This is a genomic window from Streptomyces sp. NPDC050287 (genome assembly GCF_044459385.1).
In the GTDB taxonomy this organism is placed as follows: Bacteria; Actinomycetota; Actinomycetes; order Streptomycetales; family Streptomycetaceae; genus Streptomyces.
In genome coordinates, this window is record NZ_JBITIY010000012.1 from 85,534 (window position 1) to 103,553 (window position 18,020).

The window sequence follows — 18,020 nt, forward strand, 5'->3', positions numbered from 1 at the left end:
AGGAGGAGTCCTTGCCGGCGTGCTCGTTGTCCTTGGAGGTCTGCGAGTTGTCCTTGGAGGAGTGGTCGCCGTCCGGGCGGCCGTCGTTCACCGCGGTGAGCGCGCCGCCTCCGGTGTGCATCCCGCCGCTGGGCTTTTCGTGGCTGCCGCTCCAGGAGTCCTCGTGGTCCTTGGTCGAGGAGGAGTCCTTGCCGGCGTGCTCGTTGTCCTTGGAGGTCTGCGAGTTGTCCTTGGAGGAGTGGTCGCCGTCCGGGCGGCCGTCGTTCACCGCGGTCAGCGCACCACCGCCGGTGTGCATGCCACCGTGCGGCCCGTCGTGGCTGCCGCCCTTGTCGTGTTCTTTGCCGTGCGACGAGTCGTCGTGGTCCCAGCCGCCGGCCGCGTACGCGCCGGGTGCGGTGACGGCGAGGACGGCCGAGGCCGCCGCGGCGGCCAGGAGCATGCGAGGAGAACGCATAGGAGGGTCCTTTCGCCAGGGCCGGGCAGCTGCCGCTTCGTCAGCTGAGGTGACCCGGCCTGACGTGATCCACCGTCAGCCCGCCGGGCGACTTGCACCACTTGGGGCGCTCACCCGGGTGAGCGCGCCCCACCCTGCGATCGAGGGGACGCACCGTTTCCTGAAGACGGATCAGGTCAGCCCAGTGCCAGCGTCAGGGTCAGGACATGACGCAGCGTCGACTCGGCGTCCGGAACCGGACCGGGCGAGCGCCAGGCGACGAACCCGTCGGGCCGGACGAGTACGGCGCCGCCGGGGGCCAGGCCGTGGACTTCCAGCCAGTCCGCACCGTCCTCGGGTAGGAGCTCGGCCCCGGACCCGCTCCCGACCCGGTACGAGGCGAGTGGGAGGGACATCTCCTGGGCGAGGCGGGTGGCGCACTCGTGCCATCCGCCCGGCTCGGCGGCGTCACTGAGCAGGACCAGGGCCCGCTCGTACAGGTCGAGAGTGGAGATCCGCTCGCCCTGCCGCCGTACCCACAGGTGGGGTGCCCGACTGCCGGGCTCGCCCGTCAGGACCAATCTCTCCGGGACCACCGCGGTGGCGGGATCGGTGCCGACGACGGCGCCGTTCGGGTAGCGGTAGCCGAGGGCCACGTTGAGGATGCCGCGCTGAGGGGCGCCACCGGGGCCGGGCGGCGGGGCGAAGCCGGGGTGGCTGTGCTCGACGGACCGGGCCGCCGCACGGGCGCTGGTGGCCTCCGCCACCGGGCGACGTTCGGCGTCGTAGGTGTCCAGCAGTCCGTCCCCCGCCCAGCCGCCGAGTACCGCGGCCAGTTTCCAGGCGAGGTTGTGGGCGTCCTGGATGCCGGTGTTGGAGCCGAAGGCCCCGGTGGGGGACATCTCGTGGGCCGAGTCGCCGGCCAGGAGGACCCGGCCCGCCCGGTAGGTCCGTGCGACGCGCTGGGCGGCGTGCCAGGGAGCCTTGCCGGTGATCTGTACGTCGAGGCTCGTGTCCCCGATCGCCCGGCGGATGTGGTCGGCGCAGCGCTCGTCGGTGAACGCCTCGATGGACTCGCCCTGTTCGGGGTGCCAGGGGGCGTGGAAGACCCAGTTCTCGCGGTTGTCGACGGGCAGCAGCGCGCCGTCGGCTTCCGGGCTGGTCAGGTAGCAGACGATGAAGCGACGATCCCCCACGACCTCGGCGAGGCGGCGGGAGCGGAAGGTGATGCTGATGTTGTGGAACAGGTCGCCGGGGCCGCTCTGGCCGATGCCCAGTTGTTCCCGCACAGGGCTGCGCGGGCCGTCGGCGGCGACCAGGTAGTCCGCGCGGATGGTGCTGTGCTCGCCCGTCTCGCGGCTCTTGACCACGGCGGTGACGCCGGTGGGATCGCTGTCGAAGGACATCAGTTCGGTGTGGAACCGCAGGTCGCCGCCGAGTCCGCCGGCGTGGTCGAGCAGGACCGGCTCCAGGTCGTTCTGGCTGCACAGACACCAGGAACTCGGGCTGAACCGGGCCAGCCCTCCGCCCGGGTCGATGTCCCGGAACAGCCACTCGCCGGCGTCGCCGACCAGGGTGGGCGCCTGCAGGATGCCGTGGTTGTCGGCCAGCGTGGCCGCCGCCTGGTGGATCGCCGGCTCGACGCCGGCGACCCGGAACAGCTCCATGGTGCGTACGTTGTTGCCGCGGCCGCGGGGGTGGCGGGACGTGCCGGCGTGGCGTTCCACCAGCGTGTGCCGCACCCCCAGTCGGCCCAGGAACAGAGAGGTCGACAGTCCCACCAGCGAGCCGCCGACGATCAGGACGGGGACCTTGTGGGTCAGGTCGCCGGGGTGACCGGCTCTTTCGTTCATCACTCGACTCCAGCGCGTTGTATCCGCCGATTCGGCCGGAAATGGCCGGGAATCTCATGCATGCCCCGCACGACGGACAACGGCTCAGGCTTCACCCGCTTAACCGCCCGACTCGCCCGCGCAGAGGTCACGGGAGGGAGGGAACAGGCTCGGCGGACCGGCGCTCGTCAGGCGTTGTCCGCCGCGGCCTGCACGAGGGGGTGTCGACGCCCACCGTTCTCCATGTCCGTGGAATGCCCGGGGCCACAGTGCTGCCTCCGGATCGATGACGTCGGGCCCGCAGGGCGAGGCCCCCATCCCGCAGCGGGCCCAGGTCGGTGACGAAGCCGAGGGCGGCGACGCCGTGCGCCGGGAGCAGCCGGGTGGACTTGGTGGTGCGGTGCCGGATCGGTTGGCGGAGGTGCGCCAGTTGGCGGTTCGCTGCGCGCGGTGGTGGTCGGGACCGGGGTGATCGGCGCTGTCCGCGCCGCCGCGATCTGCTCCGCCGGGGCGAAAAAGATCAAGACCGGTCTGGAGACCGGTCACCGGACGCTGCGAGCACTGAGAGCGGGCTGATGGCTGACGGCCGGTGATGCGCCGTTGTGGCGGAGTGCCATGAGACCGGACGGGCCCCGCCGGCTGCCATCGCTGAGGGAGCGGGCCGATGGTCGGCCCGCCCCCTCAGCGACAGCTCGTTCCACCTGCCGGGTCAGGCGGTTGCCTCGCTGGTCGAAGGCGTCGCCTCCGCGGTCTCGTACTCCTTCGCCGGTTCGGGTTCCGTGGCCGGTGGGGCGAACATCAGCCGGAGTCCCAGGGTGGCCGCGAGCGGGCCCAGGGCGCACATCCCGGCGGCGCTGACGAACGAGGCGCCCAGATTGCCCCCGTCGTAGCCGAACCCGCCGAAGTACGTGGCGAAGGTCGACGCGAATCCGAAGAACATCGCCGGGATGAGAGCGAACGGCTTCAGCCGGCCGGTCGCCAGCAGGGTCCCGTTGACGACGAAGATCACCACGCCCAGAGCCAGGGTCTGGGCGAACTCCCCGGTGCCGAACATCGTGCCCGTCTCGCGGTTGAGCAGGACGGCCACCACCGCGAATCCCGCTCCTGTCGTGGTGGCGGTGATCATGGAGATGGCGTTGGCGATGCTCGGGCCGCCCTGCATGAACGTTCCGGCCCAGGTGATGAAGATCGCCCAGGTCGGCATGTGGAGCGGGCTGAGGAGCAGGAAGACCGTGGCGAAGGCGACGATCGAGGCGCTGACCTCGTGCGGCAGGGTGATGCGTCCGGTGCGTCCGGTGTGTCTGGCGCTCATGGCTACGCCAACCCGCCCGGCTTGGCCAGCAGTTCCCTGATGCCGGTGTCGATGAACTCGGTGTCCTTGGGGCTGCTGCCGCCGCCGGCGAAGTGGCCCCAGATGCCCGGGATCACGCGGAGTTCGGCGCCCGGGATGTGACTGACGGCCCAGGCCTCGTCCTCCGGCGGGAAGTAGAGGTCCTTCTCGGCGGGCATGTCGAGGGTGGTCGCCTTGATGGAGCCGAGGGCCGCCTCCGTGTCCCCGTTGAAGCCCGGGGTGCGACCGACGTCACCGTTCTGCCAGGTCCAGAGCATGGTGAGCAGGTTGTTGGGGTCGCGGCCGTCGAGGAAGAAGCCCTCCCAGAAGCCGACGAGGAAGTCCTCCAGGGAGGTGTAGCCGAGCTTCTCGTACTCCTTCTCCCAGTAGAACGCCTGCGAGAAGCCCCATCCCGCGTACACCCGGGCGAGCGCGCGCAGTCCGGTGGTCGGCCACTTGTCCGCGTCGTACCAGCCGCCGTTGAAGACCGCGTCGGCGGTCAGCGCGGCCTTGACGCCCTCCAGGAAGACCTTGTTGTGGAGGCTGGTGCGCGGTGACCCGCAGAAGGGGGCGATTCTCTCGACCATCTCCGGGTGGCTGACAGCCCATTGGAAGGTCTGCCCGGCGCCCATCGACCAGCCCGTCACGAGAGCGATCTTCTCGATGCCGAACTCCTCGGTGACCAGTTTGTACTGGGCCTCGATCTGGTCGTACACCGTGATGTCCGGGAAGCGGGCGCGGTCGTAGGGCGGCGGGGTGTTGCTCGGCGAGGTGGACAGGCCGTTGCCGAGCATGTTCGGGACGATGATGAAGTACTCGGCCGGGTCGAGAGCCATGCCGGGGCCGATGAGCCACTCGTTGTCCCAGTGCCGGCCGGAGTACCAGGTGGGGTACACGATCACGTTGGACTTGTCGGCGTTGAGCTCGCCGTACGTGGTGTAGGCGAGGTGCGCGCCACGCAGGGTGGCGCCGCCCTGGGTGGTGAAGTCACCCAGCTGGAAGGTGAGATGGTCGCTCATGGTGCTGCCTTTCCGGGAACTGCCGTGGATTGCCGGTTCAGGACGTGACGTCAGGACGCGGCGTCAGGACGTGACAGCGCACTGGCCGCGGTCGGCCTTCCGCGGCCCTTCGGCCGTCGGCCGGATGTCGAAGTCGAAGATCGCCGTCGGGAGGTAGAGGGTGCTGCACGCGTTCGGGATGTCCACGACGCCGCTGATCCGGCCCTCGATCGGGGCGGAGCCGAGCAGGAGGTAGGCCTGCTCGCCGCTGTAGCCGAAGGTCGTGAGGTAGTCGACGGCGTTGAGGCAGGCGTTCTTGTACGCCATCGTCGCGTCGAGATAGTGGTTGGTGTCGGTCTCGTGGTCGACCGAGATACCCACGAACGAGATGAACTCGGTGTACTGCGGCGCCACGTTGCCCGGCATGAAGATCGGGTTGGTCGTGACGCCGTACTTCTCCATGCCGCCCTTGATCAGGTCGACGTGCAGGTCGATGAAGCCGCCCATCTCGATGGCGCCGCAGAAGGTGATCTCACCGTCTCCCTGGCTGAAGTGCAGGTCGCCGCCGGACAGCAGGGCGCCGGGGACAAGCACGGGGTAGAAGACCCGGGAGCCGCGGGTGAAGTTCTTGATGTCGTGGTTGCCGCCGTTCTCCCGGGCCGGGACCGTGCGGGCCCCTTCGGCGGCGATACGAGTGGCGGTCTCGCCGGCCGCCGTTCCGGCCAGCGCGTTGTCGGCGAGCGGGGGCAGGGCGAGCGCCGGCACACGGTGCGGGTCGGTGTCGATGAGCGCCTGCTCGCGGGCGTTCCAGCGGGCCAGCAGTTCGGCGGAGGGCGCGGTGCCGAAGAGGCCGGGGTGGGTGATGCCGGTGTAGCGGACGCCGGGGAGGTGGCGGGAGGTGGCCTGCTGGCCGTGGAAGTCCCACACGGCCTTGTACGAGTCGGGGAAGCGGTCCGTGAGGAAGCCGCCGCCGTTGTTCTTGGCGAAGACGCCGGTGTAACCCCAGCCCTCTCCCGATCCCTCGCCCTGCGCCTGCGGTACGGGGCCCAGGTCGAGGATGTCGACGACGAGCAGGTCACCGGGCTCTGCGCCCTCGACGGCGATGGGGCCGCTGAGCATGTGGGCGTGGGTGAGGTCGACGTCGCGGACGTCGTTGGCCGAGTCGTTGTTGCCGATCTGGTTGTCGGTCCAGTCGCGGCACTCGATGCGGAAGTCCGTGCCCGGCTTGACGGTGACGGCGGGCGGGATGTCGGGGTGCCAGCGGTTGTGGCCGGGGACCTTCTGGTCCCGCATGGACATGGCCTGGTCGACGCTGAAGACGACTTCGGGCATGGGGGCTGCCTCCAAAACGGGTGGATCAGGGCTTGGGCAACAGGGCTTGACGCGGATCGGCGGCGAGGGCCGGGCGGCGGCGGGCCGACGGCACCTCGGTGACCACCCGCGGTTCATGGGCGCTGGCCTCCTGGGCACGCAGGGCGCGGGCCAGGGGGGCGGACGTGCGGGCCAGCATCGGCGCGCTGTAGACCCGGCGGGAACGGTCGCCGCACGTTTCGCACGGCTCTTCGGCGCGTGCCTGGCCCATCGGACGGATCACGTCGAAGGTCCCGCAGCCCGTGCAGCGGTACTGATAAGTGGCCATGACGACCAACCTCCCAAATGCTTCGAGAAGAAAGTATTTCTGGCGGAAGCAAATGGGCAAGAGGTTGGCGTGTTACGTGCGTGTAAAAGGGTTCCGGCGCCGGGTCGGCTACGGCAGTTGCTGGAGTACGTCCCACCGCAGGCCGTCGGCCGCGGCGAGGAACACTCGCTGCTTGAGATGGCGGTCCTGGATCTGGACCGTGCCCCGCGGAGTCTCGTACTCCAGGCCCTCGGCGGCCGCCTGGATCCGGGTCAGGTCCACGGCTCCGGCCCGGCGCAGCAGCTCGGTGAGCATGCGGACGCCTTCGTAGCAGGACTCGCCGAGGCTGTTGAGCACGGGCGCCCGGGGCCCGAACCGGCGCCCGTACGCGGCGGCGAAGTCGAGGCCGTACGCGGTCGGCAGGTCCTCGAAGTAGCCGGCCGAGGTCATCAGGCCCCGGGTGTTCTCCGGCCCGGTCGCCAGCAGGACGTTCTCCTCGATCAGCGAGCTGAACCGGATGTGGTCGCGGTCGAGCCCGGCCGCGGTGAACGCCCGGTTGAAGAGCACGGCGTCGTCACCGATCAGCAGCATGAGGACCGCCTCGCAGCCGCTGGCCGCGACCCGGGCCAGCACCGGCCCGAAGTCCTCGGTGCCGAGCGGCACGTACATCTCGTCGCAGACCTCGCCGCCGAGTTCGCGCAGATAGCGGTGGGCGGCACGGGCGGAGGAGCGGGGCCAGACGTAGTCGTCGCCGACGATGGTCCAGCGCCGGATGCCGAGTTCGCCGGCGAACCACCGCAGCGCGGGCCGCAGTTGGCTGCCCGGGGTCTCGCCCGTGAGGAACACGCCCGGGGACCGTTCGCCGCCTTCGTAGAGCGCGGTGTAGACGTACGGCACCCGGCCGTCGATGCGCGGGGCGACGACCTCCCGGACGGCGGAGATGTGCCAGCCGGCCACCGCGTCGACGACGCCGCCGGAGACCAGCGCGTCGACCTCGCTCGCCACCTGCTCGGGCGGTGCCCCGCCGTCGACCAGCACCAGCCGCAGTTCCCTGCCCAGCACGCCCGACTCGGCGTTGACCTCCTCGGCCGCCAGCTGCGCACAGCACTCGCAGGACGGACCGAAGATCCCGGCCGGGCCCTGGAGCGGGATCACCAGGGCGACATCCAGCGTGTCCCCGGTCCGGCCCGCCGGAGAGCCGAGCCGGACAGACGCCTTCTCGATCATAGGCATGCACACTAACCATTGGTTGCTACGAGAATATTTCGCCACGATAAGGAAATGACTGTATCGTGGAACCACCCCACGTGAACCCTGTCTGCCGCGAGAGCCCGTAGGACCGCGACCGCTGCAGCCCCCCCACACCCACGACGAATCCTGGCAGGGCGATGACCACCACCACCCCCGCGACCGCAACCGACCTCGACCTGGCACGAGCCCTCACGCTCGTGGAACGGACCCTCGTCCAAAGGCTCGGTGAGGCGCTGAAGGCGGAGGGCGCGACGATCGAGGAGTGGCGCGTGCTGTCGTTCCTCGGCGACGGCGCCGGACATCCCATGACCGAGGTCGCCGAGTCCGCCCTGCTGACCGCGCCGACCCTGACCAAGATTGTCGACCGTATGGTCTCCCTCAACCTGGTCCTGCGCCGGGTCGACGACGCCGACCGGCGGCGCGTCCTGGTGTTCGCGTCGGAACGCGGCACCGAGGCGCTGACGCGCTGGACGGCGGCGGTCGAACGCGAGCAGGAGCACATCGTGACGGCCCTCGGCGCCGAGGAGACGGCCCTGCTGCGGACGCTGCTGCAACGGGCGTCGAGGCGGCTGGGCTGACCGGCCGGGCGTCGAGGCGGCTGGGCTGACCGGCGCGAGCGCCGCACCGGCCGGCCAGCCCCGCACCACCGCTCAGAGGTCGAGGACCAGCCGGGGACCGCAGGAACGCGAGACGCAGATCAGCATGGTCTCGCCGGCGGCCCGCTCGTCCTCGTCGAGCAGCGAGTCCCGGTGGTCCGGCGTGCCCTCCAGTACGTCCGTCTCACAGGTGCCGCAGGTGCCTTCCCGGCAGGAGAACAGCACCGGGACACCCGCCTCCTCGGCCACTTCGAGCACCGAACGGTCCGGCGGCACGGTGAGCGTGCGTCCCGAACGGGCGAGCACCACCTCGAAGGAGGCGGCCGGAGCCTGTTCGGCCACGGCCGGCCGGACCGGCGCGAACCGCTCGATGCCCAGCGTGCCGGCGGGCCAGCCGGCGCACCGCTCCTGCGCGGCCCGCAGCAGCGGCTCCGGACCGCAGGCGTGCACCAGCGTGTCCGCGCGGGGCGTGCCGAGGAAGGCGGCGAGGTCCAGCAGGCCGTACTCGTCCTGCGGCCGGATCAGCACCCGGTCCCCGTAGGGCGCGAGGCGGTCCAGGAACGCCATGGACGCGCGGGTACGGCCGCCGTAGAGAAGTCGCCAGTCGGCTCCGGAGGCCTCGGCGGCCTCCACCATCGCCAGGATCGGAGTGATGCCGACGCCGCCCGCGATGAAGAGATGGTGCTCGGCCGGGCGCAGCGGGAAGTTGTTCCGCGGCCCGCGCACCCGCACGGCCGAGCCCTCCCGCACCTCGTCGTGGACGTACGCGGAACCGCCCCGGCTCTCGGGTTCGCGCAGGACGCCGATCTGCCAGGCAGCGCGGTCGGCGGGATTCCCGCACAGGGAGTACTGACGGATGAGGCCGTTGTCCAGCAGCACGTCGATGTGCGCACCGGGTGCCCAGCCCGGAAGCGGTCCACCGTCCGGGCGGCGCAGGACGAGGGAGACGACGCTGTCGGCGGCATGGATGCGGGCGTCCACGTGGAGGGTCAGCTCCTCGAGGTCCGCGGGCGAGGCTTGGAGGGCTCTGGAAGCCTGGAGCGGCTGGCTGGTCATGTGCGTCAACCTGGGTCTCGTACGGGTGGGGAGGGGGCGGAAGGCCGGGAACCTCAGGCGCCCGGTACACGCAGGAGCAGTGCGTCGCCCTGGCCGCCGCCCCCGCACAGCGCGGCGACTCCGCTGCCGCCGCCGCGCCGCCGCAGCTCGTGGGCGAGGGACAGGACGAGCCGGGCGCCGGTCATGCCGACCGGGTGGCCGAGGGCGATCGCTCCGCCGTTGACGTTCACCTTCTCCAGGGAGACGCCCAGTTCGCGTACGGAGGCCAGGGCGACCCCGGCGAAGGCCTCGTTGATCTCGAACAGGTCGAGGTCGTCCGTCTTCAGCAGGCCGTCCCTGGACAGCGCGTCGCGGACCGCGCCGGCCGGCTGGACGAGCAGCGAGGGATCAGGGCCCGCCACGGTGCCGTAGGCGCCGATCTCCGCGAGCGGTGTCAGCCCCTCCCGGCGGGCGCGGTCCGCGCTCATGACGACGACGGCCGCGGCTCCGTCGGACAGCTGCGAGGCGTTGCCCGCGGTGATCGTGCCGTCGGAGGAGAAGGCGGGCCTGAGGCGGCCCAGGCTCTCGGCGGTGCTCTGCGGGCGGACGCCCTCGTCGGCCTCCACCACCGTCTCGCCCCGGCGCCCGGCCACCGTGACCGGCGCGATCTCCGCAGCGAACGCGCCGGACTCCTGCGCGAGGTGGGCGCGCCGGTGCGACAGCGCGCTGTACTCGTCCTGCTCCTCACGGGTGAGCGCGAACGGTCCCTGGTAGCGCTCGGTGGCCGCGCCCATGGAGACCCCGTCGAAGGCGCAGGTCAGCGCGTCCCGGTCGAGGGCGTCCTCGACGGTCGCCGCCCCGTACTTCCAGCCGGTGCGGGACCCCCGCAGCAGATGCGGGGCGCCCGACATGGACTCCATGCCGCCCGCCACGACCACCTCGTGGCGCCCCGAGGCGATCATGAGGTCGGCCAGCGCGATGGCGTGCAGTCCCGACAGGCAGAGCTTGTTGACGGTGCTCGCCGGCACGGAGAAGGGGATGCCGGCGGCCACGGCGGCCTGCCGGGCCGTGTTGGGGCCGGCGCCGGCCTGGACGACATGGCCCATCACGACGGCCTGTACGGCGGCCGGGTCCAGCCGCGCCGCGGAAAGTGCGGCGCCGATGGCATGGGCGCCGAGGTCGGCGGCGGACAGGCTGCTCAGCCCGCCCATGAGCTTGCCGACGGGTGTTCTCGCTCCGGCGACGATGACGGATCCGGGCATGTCCGGTGCCTCCTGAAGGGTGGGGAAGATGAGGGGGATGTCAGCCGACCGGGTCGACGGCGCGGTCCGCGATCAGATGGGCCGTCTCGTTGACGGAGTGCAGCACGATCCGTCCACCGGGCATGCGGCGCACCCTGCTGACCGAGGTGTAGCCGGGGTGGAACCAGAACATCCGCGGTATCTCGAGCACGGTCGCCAGGTAGGTGTTGGTGATTCCGCCGTGGCACACGGCCGCGATCCGCCCGCCGGGGTGGGCGTCCAGCATGCTGTTCATGGCCCGCACCGCCCGGGCCCGGAACGCGTCCCAGTCCAGGTCCGGTACGAAGTCCTCGTACCGTCCCTCGGAGAGCGCGACCGACCGGGGGTCGTCCGCGTTGATCTGCTCCGGCGGCGTGTAGGGGTGCGAGACGTCGGTGTCCCACTCGCGCAGGTCGTCCAGCACGGTGGCGGTCAGGCCCGTCAGCCGTTCCAGGGGCGCCGCCGTCTCACGGGCCCGCTGGTACGGACTGGCGTAGAGGGCGTCGATGCCCTCCCGCGCCAGCCACGGGGCGAGACGCTCGGCCTGGATGACTCCCTCCGGCGACAGCCCTGGGTCGAACACGCCGGAGCGGGGGAGGCCGTGCCGGACGAGCAGAAGCTCCGTCATGAATCGTCCTTCGTAGGAGAAGTGCGGGGGGAACACCGGTGCTCAGCCGGCGATCGTCCGGTCGGAGTCCCAGTACGGGCGGCGCATCGCCCGCTTGTCGAGCTTGCCCATGGCGTTGCGGACGAGCGCCGGGACGACCTCGTACGACTTCGGGCACTTGTACGCGGCCAGCCGCTCGCGGCAGAAGGCGTCCAGGTCCCCGTCCGCGGGCTCGCCTGCGTCGGTCACCACGACCAGGGCCCGCAGTGACTCGCCGAAGTCCGGGTCGGGCACGCCGATGACCGCGACCTCGGCGACCTTGGGGTGCTCACGCAGCACCGCCTCGCTCTCCGCCGGGTACAGGTTCACCCCGCCGGAGACCACGACGTCCGAGGCCCGGTCGGTGATGAAGATGTAGCCGTCCGGGTCGACGTAGCCGATGTCGCCGAGGGTGAAGACGCCGGGGGCGACATACGCGGCCTTGGTCTTCTCCTCGTCCGCGTGGTAGCGCACACCGCGACCCTCGGGCGCCCGGAAGGCGAGCAGACCGAGTTCCCCGGCGGGCAGGGGACGGCCGTCGTCGTCGGTCACCAGGATGTCGAAGGGCGGCTGTACGCGTCCCACCGAGCCGGGGTGCTCCAGCCACTCGGTGCTGTTGATGCGTGCGACGGTGCCCGCCTCGCTGGCCCCGTACGACTCCGTGAGCACCGGGCCGAACCACTCGATCATGGCCCGCTTCACTTCCGGGGGGCAGGCGGAGCCGGTGTGCGAGATCTGGATCAGGCTGGAGACGTCGTAGCGTTCGCGTACCTCCTCGGGCACGGCGAGCAGACGGGTGAAGTGGGTCGGCACCATCACCGACGAGGTGACCCGCCACCGCTCCACGCGGTGCAGGAACGTCTCCGCGTCGAACCGGCCGAGGATCACCACCGGGCGGCCCGCGGCGAGATGGCGCAGTGAGGTGAGCGGTCCGTTGTGCTGGAGCGGGCCGCACACCAGGTGCGGTCCGGGTGGGAAGCCGGGACGGGCGGCCACGGCGTCCAGGTAGGCGGCGCTGTCCGCCACCGGCCCCTGTACCCAGCGCACCTCGGTGCCGCGGGCCCGTCCGGTGGTGCCCGAGGTGTAGACGAGCGGGGGGCGGGCCGGGCGGCCGACGGGCTGGGGCACCGGCTGCGCCTCGGCCAGCCACTGGGTCCAGTCGAGGGCGTCGTCCTTGGCCGGCGTGCCGTGCACGACGACCGGGAGGCCGAGTTCCGCGCCCGCCTGCCGGGCGGCCGACTCGCCCGCCGGGCCGCTGATCACCGCCTTCGCGCCCGCGTCGGTGAGCAGGTCGACCAGTTCCCGGACTGTCAGCTGCCGGGAGGCGGCCACCGTGCCGACACCGGCCCGCAGCCCGGCGAGATGAGCCACCATCGTGGCCACGGCGTTGTCGCCCAGGACCGCGACCCGGTCCTCCGGGTCGGGCGCGACCTGAAGAAACCGCCCGGTCAGGCGTGCCACCTGATCGGCGAGCCGGGACCAGGACAGACTCTCCGTGTCATCGGCCAGGGCGGTCGCGTCCGGCAGTTCCCGGGCGCGCAGGTCGAGTGGCTGTAGGGACATGAATCCTCCGGCGCTCCTCGGTTCGTCCACTCCCTCGTCCACCGGGGCTTCCCCGTCTGCCCAGCGGCCGGGCAGGTGGGAGAGTCGACGACAAGACTGTAGCGTTTATCAAGAAAGTACGGAACACTCTGACCGGGTCGACGGTGCTTCTCCCTGCTGAGCCGGTGCGGCGCTCAGTCCCGAGCCGCCGTTACTGAAGCAGTCATCTGGTAAGTGCCGTGTGGACACGTGTGCCGAGGAGGTCACCATGCCCCAACCGAACGTGGACGAGTGGCGAAGCGAGGCCCGGCAGTGGCTGGCCACGGTGCTCGAACCGCGGCGGGCAGCCGAGACCACCGGCTACACCGCCGCCGAGCCCGCCGATCTCGCCGTCTTCCACAACCTCACGGACGCTGAGGAGCGCCGGCTGCTCGACCGTTGCCGCGCCTACCAGCGAGCCCGCCACGACGCCGGCTACCAGGCCCTCACCCTCCCCAGACAGAACGGCGGCCAGGGACTGACCGCCGCCCACGCGGCCGTCTTCGCCGAGGAGGAGTCGGCGTTCGACGTACCGCCGTCCACCGAGCTGATCAGCGTCACGGTGCGACTGGTCGCGATGTCGGTCTCGCTGTTCGGCACGCCCGAGCAGCGCGAGACCTACGCGCGCGCCTTCCTCCGTACGGACCTGCTGGCCTGCCAGCTCTTCAGCGAGCCCGGCGCCGGTTCCGACCTGGCCGCCCTGCGCACCAAGGCCCGCAAGGACGGTGAGGAGTGGGTGATCGACGGCCAGAAGGTGTGGACCTCGGGCGCCCAGTTCGCCGACCACGGCCTGCTGCTCGCCCGCACCGACCCGGACGTCGTCAAGCAGGCCGGCATCACCGCCTTCCTGGTCCCCATGGACAGCCCGGGCGTGGAGATCCGCCCGATCCGTCAGATGAGCGGCGGCGCCTCCTTCAACGAGGTCTTCCTCAGCGGCGTACGTGTCCCCGACGGGCTGCGGATCGGACGCCCCGGCCAGGGCTGGGAGGTCGCCAATGCCACCCTCGCCTTCGAGCGCACCGCCTCCGGCTCCGGCAACCGGCGCAAGGGCGGCACGTTCGACGACGTACTCGCCCTCGCCCGCTCCCTGAACCGGACCGAGGACCCGCTGGTACGTCAGCGGCTGGCCGACCTGTACGTCCGCAGCGCGCTGCGCGCCGCGACCGTGGACCGGGTCGCCAGGGCGAGCGCGGCCGGCGGACGTCCGGGCCCCGAGGCCTCGCTGACCAAGCTCATGGCTTCCGACCTGCTCACCCGCACCGGCCAGGTGGCCGCCGAACTCATGGGAGCCCGCATCACCGCCGACACCGGCGAGGCGGGCACCTTCGCCTGGACGCAGCACCTGCTCGGGGCCCCCGGCTACCGGCTGGCCGGCGGCACCGACCAGATCCAGCGCAACCTGATCGGCGAACGGGTGCTGAAGCTGCCGGGGGAGCCGCGGGTCGACAAGGTGCCGTTCTCCGAACTGCCCGGCAACTGACCGCAACAACGCAGGCATCCCGCCAAGCAACAACGCGACAAAGGCACTGAGGAGTGACATCGATGGATCTTGGACTGACAGGTGCGAAGGCTGTGGTGACCGGCGCGAGCCGGGGCATCGGCCGGGCGATCGCGGGAACCCTCGCCGCCGAGGGCTGCGCGCTGGCCCTGTGCGCCCGCGGCGAGGAGGCGCTCGCCAAGGCCGCCGCCGAACTGCGCGGCGAAGGGGCGACCGTGTTCGCCGAGCCGGTCGACGTCACCGACCCGGCCGCGCTCGCGGGCTTCGTGGAGCGGGCGGCAGCCGAACTCGGCGGCCTTGACCTGCTGGTGTCCAATGTCTCGGCGGGCAACGTCAAGGGCCCCGAGTCGTGGGAGGCGAGCCTGCGCGGCGACCTGGTCCCCTTCGCGGGACTCGTCGAGGCGGCCATGCCGTACCTGGAGGCCTCCGAGCGGGCCGCCGTGGTGGCCATCGGCACCACCAACGCCTCGGACACCGCACGCCCGGCCGGAGCCAACTCGTACTCCGCCCTGAAAGCCGCCGTCGTCCAGCACGCCTCCGCGCTCGCACACTCCCTCGCCCCGAAGGGCATCCGGGTCAACACCGTCTCGCCCGGCCCGATCGACTTCCCCGGCGGCGCCTGGGAGACCATCCGCACCAGCCGCCCGGAGGTGTACGAGGAGGTCCTCGCCAAGCTGCCGATCGGCCGCTACGGCACCGCTGAGGACGTGGCCGCCGCGGTGGCGTTCCTCCTGGGGCGGACCGGTTCGTTCTGCGTCGGGGTCAACCTCGTGGTGGACGGCGGGCTGCTCACCCGCGTCCAGTACTGAGCCGTGGCGGGCCCGGCGGGCCGCCTGGACGCGGTACTGGTCTGCGGCGGGAAGTGGCACGACTTCGACTATGCGCGGCTGCGGCTGCTGGACCTGCTGGGCGGCCACCCCCGCGTGCGCACCAGCGTCCACCAGGACTACGACTGCCTGCCCGCGCTGGACAAGGCCGATCTGCTGGTGACCTACACCTGCGATGTGCGGCCCCGCCCGTCCCAACGGGCAGCGCTGGCACGGTTCGTGGAGCGGGGCGGGCGCTGGCTCGCCCTGCACGGCACCAACGCGGTGATCGAGGCACCGGCCACCGGCGGGCCCCGGGTGTTCACCACCCCGCGGCTGTTCGGCGACCTGGCCGGCGTCCTCGGCAGCCAGTTCCTGGCCCACCCGCCGATCGAGCCGTACAAGGTGCGGGTGACCCGGCCGGACCATCCGCTGGTCGCCGGGATCGCACCGTTCACGGTCACCGACGAGCTGTACGTGTGCGAACTGCACGGGGAGCTGGAGGTGCTGCTGCACGCCGAGTACACGGGGCCGTGCCGCGGGTTCGAGGAGGGCGACACGGCCGCACGCGACGACGCGCCCCGTCCCGTGCTGTACCTGAAGCGCCACGGTGCCGGCGAGGTCTGCTACTTCAGCCTCGGGCACTGTCGCGGGCGGTACGACGTGCAGGATCTGGGCGTGGACGACACGGGGCGGGTGGACCGCGGGCCCTGGGAGACGCCGGAGTTCCTGACGGTGCTGGGGCGTTGCGTGGAGCGGATGGTGGGCGTGAGGGTTCCGAGCGCGGCGCGGGTGCCGGCCTCATGAGTTGTCGCCCCCCGCTGGACGGGCTGAAAATCAGCCCCTCCGGCGTTTGAGGAGCGGGGTCCGGGGCGGAGCCCCGGAAGGATGGGACGGGCAGGGGCGGCGGGGGCGAGAAAAACCCCGGCCGCATCCCGCTCAGCCGTGCGGCAGCACCACCGCACGCCCGTTGATCTCCCCCGCGTGCAGGCGCTCGTACGCCCGCGGGGCGTCCTCGATCGAGAACGTCTCGACGTGGGAGGAGACCAGCCCCTGCCGCGCCAGCTCCACCACATCCATGAGCTCACCCCGGCTGCCCCAGTAGGGCGCCGACGCCGACACCTCGAACGGAAGACCGCCGCCGAAGCCGACCGCCAGCGTGCCTCCGCCGATGCCGACGACGGTGACATCGCCCGCCACCGCGACCGCCGCGGCGGCCACCGCGAGGGTCGCCTCGGCGCCCACGAAGTCCAGCACCACCTCGGCGCCGATGCCACCGGTCAGTTCCCGCACCCGGGCGGCCGCCTCGCCGTCGGAGAGCAGCGTCTCGTGGGCGCCGACGGCGCGCGCAAGTTCCAGCTTCTCCTTGCTCACGTCGAGGGCGACCACCCGGGCCGGCGTCAGCGCACGCAGCAGTTGTACGGCGAGATGACCGAGGCCCCCGACGCCGATCACCACCGCCGTACTGCCCGGCACGAGCTTGGGCAGGGAGCTGTGGATCGCGTGATACGGCGTCAGCCCGGCGTCGGTGAGCGGTGCGGCCTGGACCGGGTCCAGGCCGTTCAGCGGCACCAGATGGCGCGGCGAATCCACCACCATGTACTGGGCGAGGGCGCCCGGAGAGCCCAGCCCGGGCGGCATGATGCCGAGGCCGGCGGCGTGCGGGCAGCTGTTCTCCCTGCCTTCGGCGCACGTGCGGCAACGGCCACAGCCCCACGGGCCGTAGACCGCCACCTCCTCGCCTTCCGCCACCCCGGTGACCCCGGTGCCCAGCGCCGCGACGGTGCCGACCCCCTCGTGACCGAGCGTCATCGGCAGCGGATAGGGGAACTGCTCCTCGGGCCAGCTCATGACCGCCAGGTCCGAGTGGCACAGCCCGGCCGCCGTCACCTTCAGCAGCACCTGGCCCGGTTCCGGTTCGGGAACCGGAACCTCGACGACCTCCGGAGCCCTGCCGACCGTACGGTACTGAACCGCCTTCATCGCGGCACCTCCTCGCCCGAAACGGTCCCCGGGCCGTCCGCGGCGGAACCCGCGGCATGCTGCGGCTTCCGGCGGCGCAGCACCGCAGGCAGGGCGATCCGTCCGCCCGTGAGGACGAGCGCGACGATCAGGACCGAGCCGGTGAACAGGCTCGTCGCCCACTGCGCGCTGGTCGCGAGTCCGAGCCCCGTGATGCCGGTGCCGAGCAGCAGGACGGCGATCACCGTGCCCCAGGCGTTGAAGCGGCCCGCACGCAGCTGGGTCGCCCCGACGAAGGCCGCCGCATAGGCCGACAGCAGGTACGGGGTACCCGCGCTCGGTGATCCGGAGCCCACCGAGGCCGCGAAGACGACGCCGGCGAAACCGGAGAGCAGGGCGGACGCCACCAGGGTGAGGAACCGCAGCCGGTCGGTGCGCACCCCTTGCAGACGTGCCGCGTCCGCGTTGAAACCGGTGGCGTACAACCGGCGTCCGCTCGCGGTGTGTTCGAGGAGGAACCAGATGGCCGTCGCGGCGAGGAGCAGGTACAGCACCGGCAGCGTGATGCCGCCCGCGTCCAGCTGGGCGATGCTGGAGAACGGCTTGGCCAGCAGCTGGACCCCGGTGATGGACGTGTCGTTGGTGACCATGGTGATCAGGGACTGGATCAGCGCCCCGGTCGCCAGCGTGGCGATGAAGGAGTCCACCCGCAGCACCACGACCACGAGCCCGTTGACCACCCCCACCAACAGGGCCGCGCCCATCGCCAGGGCGATCGCGGTGACCGGGCCGAGCCCCGAGGAGACCAGGAAGTGGGCGGTCAGGACACTGGTGAGGGACATGGTGTAGGCGACCGACAGGTCGAAGACGCGTGCGGCCAGCGGAAGGACGACGCTGAGCGCCACCAGCCCGGCGACCGCGTTGCCGTTGAGGACCTGCTTGACCGTGGTGGCGGTCGGGAAGGTGTCGGGCGCCCACACGGAGAAGAGCACCGCGATCAGCAGCCACACATAGACGGCGCCGATGGTGCGGAACGACAGGGCGGCCGTCGCCCGCCGGCCCAGGGCGCCCAGCGTCCCTGCCGACGGCACCGCGGGCTCGTCCGGTCCGCTCTGCCGGAGCTCGGCGCTCCGGGTCGGGGTGGATGTCAT

The 18,020-nt window shown here is 71.7% G+C and carries 16 protein-coding genes and 1 pseudogene; 4 read left to right on the forward strand and 13 right to left on the reverse strand.

Features of this window, described 5'->3' with window-relative positions:
- From ACIBK3_RS34470 to ACIBK3_RS34500, 7 genes and pseudogenes are all read right to left on the reverse strand, one after another.
- Nucleotides 1–457 (reverse strand): annotated as a pseudogene (locus ACIBK3_RS34470) (hypothetical protein); the annotation flags it as partial.
- 176 nt (nucleotides 458–633) lie between these two features.
- Nucleotides 634–2,289, reverse strand: coding sequence for an FAD-dependent oxidoreductase (locus ACIBK3_RS34475; RefSeq protein ID WP_399371483.1), 1,656 nt, complete (start codon nucleotides 2,287–2,289; stop codon nucleotides 634–636).
- A 688-nt stretch (nucleotides 2,290–2,977) separates the two neighbouring features.
- Nucleotides 2,978–3,580: a DUF1097 domain-containing protein gene (locus tag ACIBK3_RS34480; RefSeq protein ID WP_399371484.1), complete on the reverse strand. Its 603-nt coding sequence runs from the start codon at nucleotides 3,578–3,580 to the stop codon at nucleotides 2,978–2,980.
- A gap of 2 nt (nucleotides 3,581–3,582) precedes the next feature.
- Nucleotides 3,583–4,617 (reverse strand): alpha/beta fold hydrolase, encoded by a 1,035-nt coding sequence (locus tag ACIBK3_RS34485; protein ID WP_399371485.1) that lies wholly within the window; start codon nucleotides 4,615–4,617, stop codon nucleotides 3,583–3,585.
- 63 nt (nucleotides 4,618–4,680) lie between these two features.
- A complete protein-coding gene (gene fmdA, locus ACIBK3_RS34490; RefSeq protein ID WP_030678554.1) occupies nucleotides 4,681–5,928 on the reverse strand; it encodes a formamidase in 1,248 nt (415 codons plus the stop codon).
- 25 nt (nucleotides 5,929–5,953) lie between these two features.
- Nucleotides 5,954–6,235: an FmdB family zinc ribbon protein gene (locus ACIBK3_RS34495; protein WP_399371487.1), complete on the reverse strand. Its 282-nt coding sequence runs from the start codon at nucleotides 6,233–6,235 to the stop codon at nucleotides 5,954–5,956.
- 108 nt (nucleotides 6,236–6,343) lie between these two features.
- Nucleotides 6,344–7,441, reverse strand: coding sequence for a substrate-binding domain-containing protein (locus ACIBK3_RS34500; RefSeq protein WP_399371695.1), 1,098 nt, complete (start codon nucleotides 7,439–7,441; stop codon nucleotides 6,344–6,346).
- 161 nt (nucleotides 7,442–7,602) lie between these two features.
- On the opposite strand from ACIBK3_RS34500, the gene ACIBK3_RS34505 reads away from it, so the two are divergent.
- Nucleotides 7,603–8,043: a MarR family winged helix-turn-helix transcriptional regulator gene (locus ACIBK3_RS34505; RefSeq protein ID WP_399371489.1), complete on the forward strand. Its 441-nt coding sequence runs from the start codon at nucleotides 7,603–7,605 to the stop codon at nucleotides 8,041–8,043.
- Between the two features lie 72 nt (nucleotides 8,044–8,115).
- Here the strand turns inward: ACIBK3_RS34505 and ACIBK3_RS34510 are convergent, their stop codons facing one another.
- The 4 genes from ACIBK3_RS34510 to ACIBK3_RS34525 are packed head-to-tail and all read right to left on the reverse strand — an operon-like array spanning nucleotide 8,116 to nucleotide 12,585.
- Entirely contained in the window at nucleotides 8,116–9,117 is a 1,002-nt protein-coding gene (locus tag ACIBK3_RS34510) for a PDR/VanB family oxidoreductase (RefSeq protein WP_399371490.1), read from the reverse strand.
- A 53-nt stretch (nucleotides 9,118–9,170) separates the two neighbouring features.
- The gene (locus tag ACIBK3_RS34515) at nucleotides 9,171–10,358 is read right to left on the reverse strand and encodes an acetyl-CoA C-acetyltransferase (RefSeq protein WP_399371491.1); all 1,188 of its coding nucleotides are present in this window, start codon (nucleotides 10,356–10,358) and stop codon (nucleotides 9,171–9,173) included.
- 40 nt (nucleotides 10,359–10,398) lie between these two features.
- Nucleotides 10,399–11,004 (reverse strand): histidine phosphatase family protein, encoded by a 606-nt coding sequence (locus ACIBK3_RS34520; protein WP_399371492.1) that lies wholly within the window; start codon nucleotides 11,002–11,004, stop codon nucleotides 10,399–10,401.
- 42 nt (nucleotides 11,005–11,046) lie between these two features.
- Nucleotides 11,047–12,585 (reverse strand): AMP-binding protein, encoded by a 1,539-nt coding sequence (locus ACIBK3_RS34525; protein WP_399371493.1) that lies wholly within the window; start codon nucleotides 12,583–12,585, stop codon nucleotides 11,047–11,049.
- A 247-nt stretch (nucleotides 12,586–12,832) separates the two neighbouring features.
- Between ACIBK3_RS34525 and ACIBK3_RS34530 the strand changes: the two genes are divergently transcribed.
- The 3 genes from ACIBK3_RS34530 to ACIBK3_RS34540 all read left to right on the forward strand — a co-directional run bounded on the left by ACIBK3_RS34530 (nucleotide 12,833) and on the right by ACIBK3_RS34540 (nucleotide 15,714).
- The gene (locus tag ACIBK3_RS34530) at nucleotides 12,833–14,083 is read left to right on the forward strand and encodes an acyl-CoA dehydrogenase family protein (RefSeq protein ID WP_399371496.1); all 1,251 of its coding nucleotides are present in this window, start codon (nucleotides 12,833–12,835) and stop codon (nucleotides 14,081–14,083) included.
- A gap of 62 nt (nucleotides 14,084–14,145) precedes the next feature.
- The gene (locus ACIBK3_RS34535; RefSeq protein ID WP_399371497.1) at nucleotides 14,146–14,910 is read left to right on the forward strand and encodes an SDR family NAD(P)-dependent oxidoreductase; all 765 of its coding nucleotides are present in this window, start codon (nucleotides 14,146–14,148) and stop codon (nucleotides 14,908–14,910) included.
- A 3-nt stretch (nucleotides 14,911–14,913) separates the two neighbouring features.
- Nucleotides 14,914–15,714 (forward strand): ThuA domain-containing protein, encoded by an 801-nt coding sequence (locus tag ACIBK3_RS34540; RefSeq protein ID WP_399371499.1) that lies wholly within the window; start codon nucleotides 14,914–14,916, stop codon nucleotides 15,712–15,714.
- Nucleotides 15,715–15,846: 132 nt separating this feature from the next.
- On the opposite strand, the gene ACIBK3_RS34545 is transcribed toward ACIBK3_RS34540, so the two are convergent.
- Entirely contained in the window at nucleotides 15,847–16,890 is a 1,044-nt protein-coding gene (locus ACIBK3_RS34545; RefSeq protein ID WP_399371500.1) for an NAD(P)-dependent alcohol dehydrogenase, read from the reverse strand.
- Nucleotides 16,887–18,020, reverse strand: a complete 1,134-nt coding sequence (locus tag ACIBK3_RS34550; protein ID WP_399371502.1) for an ABC transporter permease — start codon at nucleotides 18,018–18,020, stop codon at nucleotides 16,887–16,889. Before ACIBK3_RS34550 ends, ACIBK3_RS34545 begins: the two co-directional genes overlap by 4 nt.